This window comes from Micromonospora craterilacus, from assembly GCF_003236315.1.
Lineage (GTDB): Bacteria > Actinomycetota > Actinomycetes > Mycobacteriales > Micromonosporaceae > Micromonospora > Micromonospora craterilacus.
The window spans coordinates 1-13,422 of the sequence record NZ_POTY01000201.1 but is presented as its reverse complement, the minus strand read 5'-3'; the positions used below and the strand labels follow the sequence as shown (position 1 = coordinate 13,422).

The following is a 13,422-nucleotide window of genomic DNA, read 5'->3' as shown; positions in this document are numbered from 1 at the left end:
GGGTTGGGCCTGATCGCGGCGGCCGACCTGGCGGTCTGCGCCGCCGAGGCGACCTTCGCCTTCACCGAGGTCCGGATCGGGGTGATCCCGGCGGTGATCTCGGCGACCGTGCTGCCCCGGCTGCACCCCCGGGCGGCGGCCGAGCTCTACCTGACCGGCGACACCTTCGACGGCCGGCGCGCGGCGGAGATCGGCCTGGTCACCGCCGCGATGCCGGCCGACGACCTGGACGCCACGGTGGACCGGTACCGCGACTCGCTGGTCCGCGGCGCCCCGTCGGCGCTGGCCGGCGCGAAGGAGCTGCTGCGTCGGCCGGCCGCCACCGATCTGCGTGCCGACCTGGCGGAGCTGGCCACCGTCTCCACCCGCTACTTCCTCTCCGACGACGGTGTCGAGGGGGTCGCCGCGTTCCGCGAGAAGCGGCCGCCCCGCTGGGTGGCCGAACTCGACAGGTAAGTAGCGGCCGGGACGGGGAACCCCCGGTCGGCGCGGGGTGTCGCGCGGCGGGTGGAACCGGTCGGACGACCCGAACGGGCCGATGGGGGACGTACGCTTGGCGGACGTCGAACGGGAGGTGTGAGTGCGTCGGGCAGTCATGGCGGGTGTCGTGGTCCTCGTGCTGGTCGCGGTGATCGGGATCGTGCTCGGCATGCGCCAGGTCGGAGAGGGGCTGCGCCTGCCGTTGGCCAGCCGGAAATGCACGGTGCAGGCCGACGGCGAGGTGTCCCTGAACGCCCACCAGATGGCCAACGCGGCGACGATCGCGGCCATCGGCGTCCAGCACGGCATGCCCGAGCGGGCCGTGGTGGTGGCGCTGGCCACCGCCTACCAGGAATCCGGCCTGCGCAACCTGGCCGGCGGCGACCGCGACTCGGTCGGCCTCTTCCAGCAGCGCCCGAGCCAGGGCTGGGGCACCCCGACCGAGATCCGCGACCCCCGGTACGCGGCCGACAAGTTCTACACCGCGCTCAAGAAGGTGCGCGGCTGGGAGGACATGCGGGTCACCGACGCGGCGCAGAAGGTCCAGCGGTCGGCCTTCCCGGAGGCGTACGAGAAGTGGGCGAACGATTCGGCGGTGCTCACCCGAGCTTTGCTCGGCGAGGCCACCGGCGCGGTCGCCTGCACGGTGGATGATGACCCGGCGATGCGGGGCGCGGCCGCGGCCGCCGCCCTGACCCGGGGCCTGACGCTCGACTGGGGCCTGACCGACTCGGCTTCGGCGGCGGAGCAGACGAAGGCACTGGACGTGGTCGGCACCCGGGTGAATCGCGACGGCGGCCTGACCGGCCTGACGGTGAGCGCCGCGGACGAACGCGCCGGCTGGCGGTACGCGCACTGGCTGGTCTCCCACGCGAACGACCACGGGGTGAAGAAGGTGCGCTTCGGCGGCATGGAGTGGACCGATCGAAACGGCACCTGGAAGCGGTTGGCCGACCGCGAGAAAAATGACAACCAGGTGGTCGTCGAGATCCACGCCGACCTGTGAACAACCCCGATCTCTTTTACCCGCAGTCACCGCAAAATCCGGCAATCAGCCACAAAACCCCCTGCCGCACCACGCTGCGAAACTGCCAGTAGTCATACCACCGCCCTCGGTCGCCATCCCTGTAGGATCGACCGTCGGGCGTCTCCCGGACCCGGCGTCCGCGCGTTACCATCGGCGGCCTGTGCCAAAAGATGGTTTCACCTCTTGGGGAGGGGTACGACGTGGCATTCGACTACGGCGACCGGACCGGCTACGAACCGATCAGTGACGTCGACCGCAAGGAGTTCCATGAGCAGGGCTTTCTCCTGCTGCGAAACGTCCTGACCGAGGACCACCGGGCCGCGCTCGAGGCCGCGGTCGACCGGGTGTACGAAGAGGAGAAGGCCAAGGGGAAGACCACCAAGGACGGCACCCTGCACCTGCTGGGCTTCCTTGACCGCGACGAGCTCTTCGGCGACCTGCTCACCCACCCGATCGCCTTCCCCTACATGTGGGGACTGGCCGGGTGGAACCTCTACAGCCACCACAACCACCTGGACGTCACCCCGCCGGCGCTGGAGCCGGAGAAGCCGTACTGGGGTTGGCACCAGGACGGGTACCGGCAGAACTCCGACCCGGAGACGATGGACCCGAACCTGCCCCGGCCGATGTTCTCGCTGAAGGTCGCCTACGTCCTCTCCGACCTGTCGGAGACCGGCCGCGGCGCGACCAAGGTGATCCCGGGCAGCCACCTGTGGAACTCGCTGCCGCGCCCGGCGGACACCACGGTGCACAACCCGGACCCGGAGGGCACCGTCGAGATCACCGCCAACCCGGGCGACGCGTTCATCTTCGACCGCCGCCAGTGGCACTCGCGGTCGACCAACCTGTCGACGATCACCCGCAAGATGCTCTTCGTCGGTTACACGTACCGGTGGATCCGCCCGCTGGACGAGTTGCACATCGACAAGGACGGCGAGTGGTGGACCAACCGCACGCCGGTGCAGCGCCAGCTCTGCGGTGAGGGCACCCACACCGCCAACTACTGGGGCATCAACTGGGACGGCTACATCGACGACGAGATCCCGCTGCGCAAGGAACTGAAGGAGCGCGGCCAGCTCAACCGCAACATCCCCTGGCTTCGCTGAGCCGGTGAACGACGGCCCCCTGTCCCGCCGGGACAGGGGGCCGTCGTCGGTTCAGCCCTTGACGGCACCGGCGACGAGGCCGGAGACCATCCGTCGCTGCACCAACAGGAAGAAGACGATCACCGGCAGGGTGAACAGCGTGGAGGCGGCCATCACCGGCCCCCAGGCGGTGTCGTCCCGGCCGAAGAAGAAGGTCATCGCCACCGGCAGCGTGTAGCGGTCCTGACGGTTGATGAACGTGAGCGCGAAGATCAGTTCGTTCCACGCGGTGATGAAGGAGAAGATGCTGGTCGCCACGAGACCCGGAGCCACCAGCGGGAACAGGATCCGGCGGAAGATCTGGGCGCGGCTGGCCCCGTCGATGGCGGCGGCCTCCTCCAGTTCCTTCGGCACCGCCGCGACGAAGCCCCGCAGCATCCAGACCGCGAACGGCAGCGAGAAGCCCAGATAGGTGAGGATCAGGCTGGGCAGGGTGTTGTACAGGCCGAGCCGCTGGATCATCAGGAACAGCGGGATGACCAGCGCCTCCAGCGGGATCATCTGCACCACCAGCAGCATGATCAGGAAGCTGGTCCGGAGCTTGAACCGGAACCGGGCCACGGCGGTCGCGGCCAGCAGGGCGACCAGCCCGCTCAGCAGCACCGTGGCCACCGCCACCAGCGCGCTGTTGAGGAAGAAGTCGGTGAAGGTCACCCCGGGGATCAGGTTCCCGGTGAGGATCTGGCGGTAGTGCGCCAACGTCGGCTCGGTCGGCAGCGGCCGGGGCGTGCTGGCGAAGATCTCCCCGCTCGGCTTCAGCGAGGTGGTGATCATCCAGTAGACGGGGAAGGCCGCGAACAGCGCCACCAGCAGACCCGCGCCGTTCAGGGCGAGGCGCCGGGCACCTCGGCGCCGCCGGCCACCGCCGGGTGGGCGACGCTCGTTTTCCGCCGGACGGCGTCCGATGGCGGCTGCGGAGCCGGCCGTCACGCGTCCTCCTCCTGTCGGAGCACCATCCGCACGTACACCCCGGTGACGACCAGCAGGATCAGGGTGAGGATCACCGCGATCGCCGAGCCGAGCCCGTACTTGGGCGGGGGTGAGAACGCCTCGGCGTACGAGTAGACGGAGAGCATGAAGGTGGGCCGGTCCTGGGTGCCGCCGGCCAGCACGTAGTACTGGGTGAAGACCTTGAAGTCCCAGATGGTGGAGAGCACCACCAGGATGCCGAAGACCGGCCGCAGCAGCGGCACGGTGACCCGCCAGAACACCCGCCACGGCCCGGCTCCGTCGACCCGGGCCGCCTCGTGCAGTTCGCTCGGTACGCTCTTCAGGCCGGCCAGCACGCTGACCGCCACGAACGGGAACGAGTGCCAGACCACCACCAGGGTGAGGATGGCGAAGAACAGCAGCGGCGAGTTGAACCAGCCGTACCCGGTCCAGTCGCTGCGCCCGAAGAGGGCCTGCGAGAGCCCGTCCGGCAGGGCGTTGAAGGCCCAGGTGACCAGCCCGCTGGTGTCGTCGAAGATCCATTTCCAGACGATGGTGCCGGTAAGTGCGGGGGTGGCCCAGGCGAGCATCACGCAGCTGGCCACGAACGCCGCCATCCGGCGGCCGAGCCGGTTGAGCAGCAGCCCGACCAGGGTGCCCAGGATCATCGTCAGCGCCACGTTGGCCGCGGCGAAGAGCACCGTGTTACGCAGCACGGTCCAGAAGAACGGATCGCCGAGGATCTGCGCGTAGTTGCCCAGCCCGACCCACGGCCACTCCCGGTCGCCGCGCAGCTGGCGGACGTTGTCCAGCCGGTGGAAGGACATCACCACCACCTGGCCCAGCGGCCAGAGCAGCAGCACCCCGATGACCACCAGGCAGGGCAGCAACAGCAGATACGGCAACCGGTCCACCCGGCGACGCCGCCGCGCGGGGGTCTCCCGCGCGGCGGCCGCCTCCGGCACCTCGGTCAGCGTGGTCACCTGGCGTTGAGGATGCTTTCCATCTCCGCGGCCGCGTCGGCGGTGGCCTGTTCGACCGTCTTCTGACCCTTCATGACCGAGCTGTTCATCGCCTGGGTCACCGTCTTCGTCCGGCTGACCTCCACCCACTTCGGGGTGAGCGGCGTGAGTCTGGTGTTCTGCATGGTCGTTGCGAACGCCGCCATGATCTTGTCATCCGCGTACCCGCTGCCGCCGACCAGGTCGGAGTAGACCGGGAAGAAGCCGAGGCTGTCCGCGAACTGCTGCGCGTTCTTCTTGTTCAGCAGCACCGTGAGGTAGTCCCAGGCCAGGTCCTGGCGCTGGCTGTCGCGCCAGATCGCGAGGTCGGAGCCGCCGGCGAAGGCGGGTGCCGGCTGCCCGTCCGGGCCGGGAATGGGGAAGGTGCCCCAGACCTTCTCGATCTCGGGGTTGTCCTTGGCGATCGCGCCCTGCTGCCAGCTGCCGGCGAACGCCATCGCCGCCTTGCCGGTGGCGAACTGGGTACGCGCGTCGATCTCGTTCCAGCCGGCCGCGGCGGGCGGGGCGACCTTGTGCACGGTCACCAGGTCGGTCCAGTACTTGACCGCCTCGCGGGCCTGCGGCGAGGTGTAGCCGGACTTCCAGGCGTCCCCCTCCTTGGTGGCGATCTCCGCGCCGGCGCCCCAGAGGAAGGAGTAGAACGGCAGCTCCGAGTTGCCGGGCAGGGCGATGCCGTACGTCCCGGGTTTCTTGGCCTGCACCGCCTTGGCCGCCGAGACCAGGTCGTCCCAGGTCTTCGGGGGCTGCACGCCGGCCTCGGCGAACCAGTCGGTGCGGTAGTAGATGCCCCGCACGCCGGCATACCACGGCACGCCGTACTGCCGGCCGTCGAGCTGGGCGTTGCGGACCAGGTCGGGCAGGACGTCCTTGCCGTCGGTCCAGCCGGCCATCCGGTCGGTGACGTCGGCGAGAGCCTCCTGCGCCGCCCAACCCTGGGTCTCGGTGTTGCCCAGTTCGGTGATGTCCGGCCCTTCGCCACCGGCGAGCGCGGCCTGGAACTTCTTCGGCGCCTCCAGCCAGGGGATGTACTGCACGACCACGTCGGTGTCGGGATGCTTGAGCCGGAATTCGGTCTCCACGGCGTCGAGGAACGCCGTCTGGGCGTCGCCGCCCTCGCCCATCATCCAGACCGTGAGCTTGCTGGTGTCGGCCGCGTCGTCGTCCGAGCCGCCGCAGCCGGCCAGCACCATCGCGGTCGCGGCCACCACGGCGGTGACCGGCGCCAGCCGTTTCCACCTGTTCACGCCACTTCCCCCTCCCGCCGTCTGGCATTAACCTTCTGCGTCGCACCCTAGTACGAAGAATTCCTTTACGACAGAGGGCGGGGACCGACCGTACCGCAGGGCGCGGGCTGCCGGCCGGACCCACCGTCCGCAAACCGGGGCGTACACATACGTAAGGCGCCCGACCTCGACGGTCGGGCGCCTTGACGAGACTCGGCTGTCACCGATGGCTGACTCCGCGGCGGCGGCCCACACCGGAGACCAGCGCGACCGCGACGGCGGCCAGCAGGACCTGAAGCATCAACTCCCGCCAGTCGATGCCGGCGGTCTCCGCGAAGCCGGAAGCCCGGGCGATCACCGTGCCGAGCAGCGCGGCGCCGACACCGATGAGCATGTGCAGCCAGATCGGCATGGGCTGCCGGCCCGGCACCACCAGGCGCCCCAGCGCGCCGACGATCAGACCCACGAACAGCGCGGTGATGATGCCCCAGACGGTGAGCTCCATGGTCGCTCTCCTTCACAAAAGACGTTCCACGTTAGGTGGCGTTCCTGTCGTGACCGCCCTAATTCCCGACCCGACAAAAACCCAAACCGCCTTTCCACCCCAGGGAGCCGCTCCGGACCTCAAACATCACGCGGGCGACGAGACGTGGCCCCGGGTGTCCATGCCCGACGGGTCCGAAAAGGACCTGACACGCCGGCGGGCGCCCGGCCGGTACCGGCCGGACGCCCGCGAGGCGTGTGTGGGGTTACCGGTGGGTGATGCCGCGTCGGCGACCGCCAACGCCGGCGACCAGAGCCACCGCGATCGCGGCCAGCGCGACCTGCACCGCGAGTTCGGCCCAGTCGATGCCGGCGGTCACCGTGGCGATGCCCATCGCCCGGGCGAGCACGGTGCCGAGCAGCGCCGCGCCGACGCCGATCAGCATGTGCAGCCAGATCGGCATGTCCTGCCGACCCGGGACCACGAGGCGGCCCAGCGCGCCGACGATCAGACCCACGAACAGCGCGGTGATGATGCCCCAGACGGTGAGCTCCATGGTCGCCCTCCTTAACGAGAAGATGTCAGTCGACGGGGTTCCTGTCGCACCGATCCAGTTCCCTCGGCACCGAATTCCCAAACCGACCGGACATGTCGCCCGTCGATGGCACACCAATTTCCGCGCGTCGTCGCGCGTACCGGCCGCCGGCCCGACTCGGGCCGGCGGTCACTTCTTCCCGGCGGGCTTGCCGTCACCGGAGTCGGTGGAGAGCGCGGCGATGAAGGCCTCCTGCGGGACCTCCACCCGGCCCACCATCTTCATCCGCTTCTTGCCCTCCTTCTGCTTCTCTAGCAGCTTGCGCTTGCGGCTGATGTCACCGCCGTAGCACTTGGCGAGCACGTCCTTGCGGATCGCCCGGATGGTCTCCCGGGCGATGACCCGGCTGCCGATGGCCGCCTGGATCGGCACCTCGAACTGCTGGCGCGGGATCAGGTTGCGCAGCTTCGCCGCGATCGTGGTGCCGTAGTTGTACGCCTTGTCCTTGTGCACGATCGCGCTGAACGCGTCCACCGGCTCGCCGTGCAGCAGGATGTCGACCTTCACCAGGTCGGACGCCTGCTCGTCGGTGGGCTCGTAGTCCAGCGAGGCGTAGCCCTTGGTCCGGCTCTTGAGCTGGTCGAAGAAGTCGAAGATGATCTCGGCCAGCGGCAGCGTGTAGCGCAGTTCCACCCGGTCGGCAGAGAGGTACTCCATGCCGAGCAGGCTGCCCCGGCGGCCCTGGCACAGCTCCATCACCGCGCCGACGTAGTCGTTCGGGGTCAGCACGCTGGCCCGCACCGTCGGCTCGTAGACCTCGGCGATCTTGCCGGTCGGGTACTCGCTCGGGTTGGTGACCACGATCTCCTCGCCGTCCTCCTGGATGGCGCGGTAGACCACGTTCGGCGCGGTCGAGATCAGGTCGAGGTTGAACTCCCGCTCCAGCCGCTCCCCGATGATCTCCAGGTGCAGCAGGCCGAGGAAGCCGCAGCGGAAGCCGAAGCCCAGCGCCCCGGAGGTCTCCGGCTCGTAGGTCAACGCGGCGTCGTTGAGCTTGAGCTTGTCCAGCGCGTCCCGCAGCGCCGGGTAGTCCGACCCGTCGATCGGGTACAGGCCGGAGTAGACCATCGGCTTCGGGTCCTTGTAGCCGCCGAGCGGCTCGCTCGCCGGCCGGCCGTTGATGGTGACGGTGTCACCGACCCGGGACTGGCGGACGTCCTTCACGCCGGTGATCAGGTAGCCGACCTCGCCGACGCCGAGCGCGTCGGCCTTCACCATCTCCGGCGAGATGACCCCGATCTCCAGCAGTTCGTGGATCGCGCCGGTGGACATCATCTTGATCCGGTCCCGGGCGCCGATCCGACCGTCGATGACCCGGACGTAGGTGACCACGCCCCGGTAGACGTCGTACACCGAGTCGAAGATCATCGCGCGGGCCGGTGCCTCGGCGTCGCCGACCGGCGGGACGAACTGCCGGACGATCTCGTCGAGCAGGTGCGGTACCCCCTCGCCGGTCTTGCCGGAGACCCTGATGCAGTCCGCCGGGTCGCCGCCGATCAGGTGGGCCAGCTCCTCGGCGTACTTCTCCGGCTGGGCGGCCGGCAGGTCGATCTTGTTGAGCACCGGGATGATGTGCAGGTCGTTCTCGAGTGCCAGGTACAGGTTGGCCAACGTCTGCGCCTCGATGCCCTGAGCCGCGTCGACCAGCAGGACGGCGCCCTCGCAGGCGGCCAGCGAGCGGGACACCTCGTAGGTGAAGTCGACGTGGCCAGGAGTGTCGATCATGTTGAGCACGGCCTGCTCGCCGGTCCGCTCGCCCTCCCGGATGGTCCACGGCATCCGGACGGCCTGGCTCTTGATGGTGATGCCGCGCTCGCGCTCGATGTCCATCCGGTCGAGGTACTGCGCGCGCATCTGCCGCGGGTCGACCACGCCGGTGAGCTGCAACATCCGGTCGGCCAGGGTCGACTTTCCGTGGTCGATGTGAGCGATGATGCAGAAGTTCCTGATCCGCGCCGGGTCGGTGGCACCAGGAGCGTTCGCGCCGGGATCGAGCGTCGGTGGCACAGCGGTCCGTTCTGGTCGGCTGACGTGAGCAGGCCGGCGCATGCCGGCCCCCCTCTATGCTCCCACGTCCACGGCGGGCAACCGCCGCGCGGGCGAACCCCCGCCAATCACTCCTGCGGAGGCTCGACGAAGAGGGCCGCGAGCCGGGGCAGCCGGCGCCGGGCCTCGTCCTCGTCGTCGAAGTCCCAGAAGTCGTTCAGATCGGGCACCGGCACCGCCTGGCGGTCCGCCGGAAGATCGGTCGCGGTCGCCTTGCGGTACGCGTCCCACGGCACGGCCAGCATGTCCTCGCACTCGAATTCCTCGCCGCTGAGCGAGGCGGCCCGGACCTGAGGCAGCTCGGCCAGCGAATCCGGGTCGGCGACCGCGCCGGCGAAGATCTCCCGCCCCTGGGTCATCAGCCAGCCACGGAAGTACTCGAAACCGTCGTCGGAGGCGCCACCGTTGATCAGGTACGCCGCGCCCCAGAGGTCGACGCGGTAGGAGGCGGCGAGCACCCGCTGCTGGTGGCGGGCGTACCCGACGATCTCCTCCGGATCGCGGGCGGCGAGCAGCGCGACGGCCCGGGTGGCGATGGCGTCCGGCTCTCCCCCACCCGCGCGGGCACGGTCGATCAACTGCCAGAAGTCGTCGGTCCTCATGGCCTGGCAGTCTGGCAGACGCCACCGGGGCCGGCGGGGCGCGACGCAACCGGCCGCGAACCGACGGAGTATCGCCCGGCGGTACGACACCGGGCAGCATGGTCGGGTGAGCCTTCCGTCCCCACCGCCCGTGGCGTACCACGCGACCGCCGAGCGGCCGGCCTGGGAGTCGCTGCCGCCGGCCGTGCGGGCTGCGGTGGCGGCCCGGCTCGGCGCCCCGGTGGTCTCCGCCCGCAGCGCCGGCGCGGGCTTCACCCGGGGGTTCGCCGCGGTGCTGCGCACCGCCGACGGGGACAGCGCGTTCGTCAAGGCCGCAGGCCACGCCGAGCAACCACACCTGGTCGACTGGTACGCCCGGGAGGCGGCGATCCTCACCCGGTTGCCCGCCGGGCTGCCGGTGCCGCGCCTGCGCTGGACGCTGTGGGAGGCGGGTTGGTACGCAATCTGCCTGGACCCGGTCGACGGCCACACCCCCCGGCTGCCCTGGGACCCGGCCGAGCTGACCGCCACCCTCACCGGGTACGCCGACGTCACCGCCGCGCTCGCCGACCCGCCGGCCGAGCTGGTCGCCGTGGGCCTGCCCCAACTCGCGGACCTGGCCCGCGACGACATCCTCTGGTGGGGCGAGGTGGCCGCCGGCCGGGAACCGCCGCCGCCGCTACCCGCCCCGGCCCGGGGACGGCTCGCCGAGCTGGTCGCGCTGGAGTCCCGCCTGCCCGGGTACGCCGCCAGGACGCCCGGGCTGACCCACGGCGACCTGCGGGTGGACAACGTCCTGATCGACCGGGCCGGCACGGCCTGGTTCTGCGACTGGACGTGGCTCTGCCACGGGCCGGCCTGGTTCGACCTGGCCGGCCTGCTGATCACCGGGTACGCCAGCGGGCTGGACGTCGACGCCGCTTTCACCGCGCACCCGGCCGCCGCCGGCGCACCCCCGGACGCGCTGGACGTGACGCTGGCCGCCCTGGCCGGCTACCACCTCACCGCCGCGGCGTCCGCGCCGCCGACCGCGTCGGCCCACCTGCCGGCGCACCAGCGGTGGACCGGCGAGCAGGCGCTCAGCTGGCTGGCCCGCCGCCAGGGCTGGATCTGATCGCCCCAAGGTGCCGTTTTGGCCTGTCCGGGCCGACCTGGTAACCTGGCTTTTCGCGCAGCGATGACGCATGCTCGTCGCGCGCACAAGCTGACCAACCCGAGCTATCAAGACGAGGCTGTCGCGTGGCGAACATCAAGTCCCAGATCAAGCGCAACCGGCAGAACGAGAAGCGCCGGCTGCGTAACAAGTCGGTCAAGTCGTCGCTGAAGACCGCCATCCGCAAGTTCCACGAGGCTGCTGAGGCCGGTGACGCCGAGAAGGCCGCCACCCTCATGCAGGACGCCTCGCGCAAGCTGGACAAGGCGGCCAGCAAGGGCGTCATCCACGCCAACCAGGCCGCGAACCGCAAGTCGGCGATCGCCAAGCGCGTCGCGTCGCTTGCCGCCTGACTCGGCGAACCAGATCTGACTGAAAGCCCCGGGGCGGTGCCCCGGGGCTTTCACACGTCACCGCCCGGAGCCCGTCGCCGTCCGCCTCGGGGGTGGGTCGATCACGACCCAGGTTCGGTGGTGCCAGCTTGTGGCGTGGCTGCCGGAGTGCCGGGGAGCGCGGCCGGCGGCGCCGGATCCAGGGCCGCCGAGGCAGCGGGGAGCGCAGCCGGTTCGGCCGGGTGTTCGCCTTCCACCGGCTCTGTGCTGACCACCACACCCGGCACGCTGTGCGGCAGCCAGTCGACCCGGGCCCGCCCGACGACCGGTTCCATCTGCCGCCGGAAGCGGTCGCGTTCCTGCTCGGGCACGGCCGCAGCCGAACGGATCACCACGGCGGCCACCAGGTCGTTGAGCTTGACCATGACGGCCACCGCCGCGGGCAGCACCAGCACCGCCCACCATTTCACCAGCTCAGCGAGCGCGAGCAGGGCGGCCAACGCGATCGCCCCCTCGAAGAACAGAAAGCAGAGCACCCCGCCCGGATTGACGAAACGCAGGCCGAGCACCCGGGCGTAGAGCGGTCGATACCGCTCCTCCTCGGCCGGGATCGTGGCCCATAAGCCACGGAGGGCTCCGCTCACCTGGCGCTGCCCCGCCGCGCGGCGGCCACCGAGAAGACGGCTTTCTCCAGCGCGTACGCCCGGTCGTCGGACCCGCCCTTGACCGCCGCGTTGCACTCGGCCGCCGCCTGCATGGCGGCGACCAGCCCGTCGGGCGTCCAGCCGCGTGCCTGACGCTGGGCCCGTTCGACCTTCCACGACGGCATACCCAGGCTGCTGGCCAGTTGGTAGGGGCTGCCGCGGCCGGCCGAGGCGACCCGGGCGACGGTGCGAATGCCATCGGCGAGGGCGTCGGCGATCGGCACCGGGTCCACCCCCACGTGCAGGGCCCAACGCAGCGCCTCCAGGGCCCCCGGCAGGTCACCGACCATCGTGGCGTCGGCCACGGTGAAGCCGCTCACCTCCACCCGGCCCCGGTAGTAGCGGGCCACGGTGTCGGCGCCGATCCTGCCGTCGGTGTCGGCGATCAGCTGGGAGCAGGCCGCAGCGAGCTCCCGCAGGTCGTTGCCGACCGCCGCGATCAGCGCCTCGGCGGCGTCGTCGGTGCATCGCCCGCCGGCTCGGCGGAACTCGTCGCGGACGAAGGCCACCCGCTCCCGGTGCCCCTTGAGCTTGACGGCGGGCAGAACCTGGGCGCCGGCGGCCTTCAGCCCGTCGGCGAACGCCTTGCCCTTGGCCGCGCCGAGGTGCTGCACGACGAGCTGCACCTCGGGGTCGGGATTCTTCGCGTACGCCAGCAGCGCGGCGACCAGGTCCTTACGAGCGTCCTGACCGGACCGGAGCACCAGCACCCGGCGCCCTCCGAACAGTGAGGGGCTGAGCATCTCGTCGATCTCGCCGACGGTGAGCGCGGCGGCCTGGTACTCCCGCACATCGGCAGCGGGGTCGGCGGCCCGGGCGGCGGCAACGGTTTCGGTAACCGCACGCGTGGCGAGCAGCTCCTCGTCGCCGAGGACGAGCACAATAGGAGCGGCACTGGCGGCGGTCACGCCGCCCATACTCGCACGCTCGGCTGCCCGGTCCAGCCCGGTCGTCCGCACTGTGCCGGCAGACCCCGCAGTCAGCGCAAATCCAGACATATATCCAATTAGCCTCTTTCCTCGATGAATCGGAATCGATTCGTGGCTTCGCCCAGCTCAGGGCCAGTCGGGCCAGCACGCATCAGCGGGCTGGCTGGGCAGCGACGCCGTCTGCCGACGTCCATTTCGCGGTGACTCACGGCTTGGCTCGGCTCAGGTCGACGCCGCCCGACACCACCGCCAGACCGGACGGCCCCAGCACCGCCGCGACGTCCCCGTCGAGGTCGGTACGCAGCACCCGTGCCCCGCCCCGGGACAGGCGGGCCAGCACCGCCTCGTTGGGATGGCCGTAGGTGTTGCCCGCACCCACCGGCACCAGGGCGACCGCTGGACGGATCGCGTCCAGAAAGGCAGGATCCTGGTACGCGCTGCCGTGGTGGGCGACCTTCAGCACATCGGCCCGCAGCCCGTGCGGGGGCAGCTGTTCGCGCAGCGCCTGCTGTTCCTCGGTCTCGGCGTCGCCGGCGAGCAGGATCCGCACCCCGGCCACCGTGGCGAGCAGCACCAACGAGTTGTTGTTCGGATCCGACCGGGTCCCGCGCATCGGGTACGGCGGGCCGAGGACGACGAGATCGGCCGTGCCCGCCCGGTACCGCCATCCGGCCGGGGCGGCCACCACGGGGGTGCCGTGGGTGGCGGCCGTGGTGTGTACCAGGTCCCGCCCGATCGCCGGCTCCGGCCACTGCGGGGTCAGTACCGTGT

General features: G+C 70.6%; 15 protein-coding genes. 5 read left to right on the top strand and 10 right to left on the bottom strand.

The window, feature by feature from the left end; all coding sequences use genetic code 11:
- From C1I95_RS25380 to C1I95_RS25370, 3 genes are all read left to right on the top strand, one after another.
- Positions 1-456 (top strand): enoyl-CoA hydratase-related protein (locus C1I95_RS25380; RefSeq protein WP_199523904.1); only part of this gene is annotated, 456 nt, incomplete at its 5' end.
- A gap of 139 nt (positions 457-595) precedes the next feature.
- Complete coding sequence (locus C1I95_RS25375) at positions 596-1,486, top strand: hypothetical protein (RefSeq protein WP_111217361.1); 891 nt, start codon at positions 596-598, stop codon at positions 1,484-1,486.
- A 221-nt stretch (positions 1,487-1,707) separates the two neighbouring features.
- Positions 1,708-2,613: a phytanoyl-CoA dioxygenase family protein gene (locus tag C1I95_RS25370; protein WP_233513873.1), complete on the top strand. Its 906-nt coding sequence runs from the start codon at positions 1,708-1,710 to the stop codon at positions 2,611-2,613.
- A 51-nt stretch (positions 2,614-2,664) separates the two neighbouring features.
- Here the strand turns inward: C1I95_RS25370 and C1I95_RS25365 are convergent, their stop codons facing one another.
- The 7 genes from C1I95_RS25365 to C1I95_RS25335 form a co-directional block, all read right to left on the bottom strand.
- The gene (locus C1I95_RS25365; protein ID WP_111217363.1) at positions 2,665-3,480 is read right to left on the bottom strand and encodes a carbohydrate ABC transporter permease; all 816 of its coding nucleotides are present in this window, start codon (positions 3,478-3,480) and stop codon (positions 2,665-2,667) included.
- Between the two features lie 98 nt (positions 3,481-3,578).
- Entirely contained in the window at positions 3,579-4,565 is a 987-nt protein-coding gene (locus C1I95_RS25360) for a carbohydrate ABC transporter permease (RefSeq protein WP_111217357.1), read from the bottom strand.
- Positions 4,562-5,848: a sugar ABC transporter substrate-binding protein gene (locus tag C1I95_RS25355; protein WP_111217355.1), complete on the bottom strand. Its 1,287-nt coding sequence runs from the start codon at positions 5,846-5,848 to the stop codon at positions 4,562-4,564. The genes C1I95_RS25360 and C1I95_RS25355 overlap by 4 nt, the downstream gene beginning before the upstream one ends.
- Positions 5,849-6,047: 199 nt before the next feature.
- Entirely contained in the window at positions 6,048-6,332 is a 285-nt protein-coding gene (locus C1I95_RS25350; protein WP_111217353.1) for a GlsB/YeaQ/YmgE family stress response membrane protein, read from the bottom strand.
- A 244-nt stretch (positions 6,333-6,576) separates the two neighbouring features.
- Complete coding sequence (locus C1I95_RS25345) at positions 6,577-6,867, bottom strand: GlsB/YeaQ/YmgE family stress response membrane protein (protein WP_111217351.1); 291 nt, start codon at positions 6,865-6,867, stop codon at positions 6,577-6,579.
- A gap of 168 nt (positions 6,868-7,035) precedes the next feature.
- Positions 7,036-8,913, bottom strand: a complete 1,878-nt coding sequence (gene lepA / locus C1I95_RS25340; protein WP_111217349.1) for a translation elongation factor 4 — start codon at positions 8,911-8,913, stop codon at positions 7,036-7,038.
- Between the two features lie 107 nt (positions 8,914-9,020).
- Positions 9,021-9,554 (bottom strand): DUF4240 domain-containing protein, encoded by a 534-nt coding sequence (locus tag C1I95_RS25335; RefSeq protein ID WP_111217347.1) that lies wholly within the window; start codon positions 9,552-9,554, stop codon positions 9,021-9,023.
- Here C1I95_RS25335 and C1I95_RS25330 point away from each other — a divergent pair.
- Together C1I95_RS25330 and rpsT are read left to right on the top strand one after the other, a co-directional pair.
- Positions 9,553-10,647, top strand: a complete 1,095-nt coding sequence (locus C1I95_RS25330; protein WP_111217345.1) for a phosphotransferase family protein — start codon at positions 9,553-9,555, stop codon at positions 10,645-10,647. The genes C1I95_RS25335 and C1I95_RS25330 overlap by 2 nt on opposite strands.
- Positions 10,648-10,772: 125 nt before the next feature.
- Positions 10,773-11,039, top strand: coding sequence for a 30S ribosomal protein S20 (rpsT, locus tag C1I95_RS25325; RefSeq protein WP_111217343.1), 267 nt, complete (start codon positions 10,773-10,775; stop codon positions 11,037-11,039).
- A gap of 101 nt (positions 11,040-11,140) precedes the next feature.
- Here rpsT and C1I95_RS25320 read toward each other — a convergent pair whose 3' ends face one another.
- The 3 genes from C1I95_RS25320 to C1I95_RS25310 form a co-directional block, all read right to left on the bottom strand.
- Positions 11,141-11,662, bottom strand: a complete 522-nt coding sequence (locus C1I95_RS25320) for a hypothetical protein (protein WP_111217341.1) — start codon at positions 11,660-11,662, stop codon at positions 11,141-11,143.
- Positions 11,659-12,639, bottom strand: a complete 981-nt coding sequence (gene holA, locus C1I95_RS25315) for a DNA polymerase III subunit delta (RefSeq protein WP_111217339.1) — start codon at positions 12,637-12,639, stop codon at positions 11,659-11,661. Before holA ends, C1I95_RS25320 begins: the two co-directional genes overlap by 4 nt.
- Positions 12,640-12,856: 217 nt before the next feature.
- The coding region (locus C1I95_RS25310) for a ComEC/Rec2 family competence protein (RefSeq protein ID WP_369122543.1) at positions 12,857-13,422 on the bottom strand (566 nt) is incomplete at its 5' end.